This is a genomic window from Microbacterium umsixpiens (assembly GCF_053543675.1).
In genome coordinates, this window is record NZ_JBLVOH010000176.1 from 7,534 (window position 1) to 8,331 (window position 798).

General features: G+C 69.4%; 2 protein-coding genes. One reads left to right on the forward strand and one right to left on the reverse strand.

Features of this window, described 5'->3' with window-relative positions; translation table 11 throughout:
* Positions 1–389, forward strand: a 389-nt coding sequence (locus ACNPM4_RS16860) for a LysE/ArgO family amino acid transporter (protein WP_448986449.1), incomplete at its 5' end; no start/stop codon positions are given.
* Between the two features lie 4 nt (positions 390–393).
* On the opposite strand, the gene ACNPM4_RS16865 is transcribed toward ACNPM4_RS16860, so the two are convergent.
* Positions 394–798: iron chaperone (locus ACNPM4_RS16865; RefSeq protein ID WP_448986450.1), on the reverse strand; the 405-nt coding region annotated here is incomplete at its 5' end.

Genomic DNA, 798 nt, shown 5'->3' on the forward strand with positions numbered 1-798 from the left:
GGGGCGGCGAAGAGCTCCAGGTGGACGGAGCGGATGCCGCCGACTCGGCCTCGGCGACGCCGGGCAGCGCGACGGCGACCCTCACCCGCACCCGGCTGGCGCCTGTCGTCCTGACCACGCTCGCGCTCACGTGGCTCAACCCGCATGTCTACCTCGACACCGTGCTGATGCTCGGCTCGATCGCAGCCACTCACGGCGAGGAACGCTGGCTGTTCGCGGGCGGCGCCATGGCCGCCAGCATCCTGTGGTTCACGGCGCTGGGGTTCGGTGCGCGCTATCTGGGACGCTGGCTGCGTACGCCGCGCTCCTGGCGCATCCTGGATGCGGTGATCGCCGTGATCATGATCGCCATCGCGATCAGTCTCGTGCTGCCGGTACTGGGCCGCTGACCGATCAGCCGTCGATCTGCGCCACCCGCGCCCGGACCAGCTGCTCGAGCACGTCATCGGGGATCGGATGCTCCGGCTGGAACCGGATGGTCCCCTTGTCGACGCTGACACCCGGATGACCCTCCAGCGCTCCCGCCACCGCCGCGACGGCATCCGGGCTGAACGGATAGATGCCGATGTGCTTCTTGGCGCGCATCACCGACAGCAGCGGCTTCCCGGCGTGGACGAGGGCCGGCATGCCGTAGCCCTTGCCCTGCTCGGCATCCGGAGCCTCCCGACGTGCGACCGCGTACACGCGGTCGATCGCGTCACGATCCGCAGGAACGAGTTCTTCGAGATAGTCGTCGACAGTGCCCATCACGGCATCCTGCCACCCCGGCCCCTCTCCGACAACGCAGAAACGCCCCCC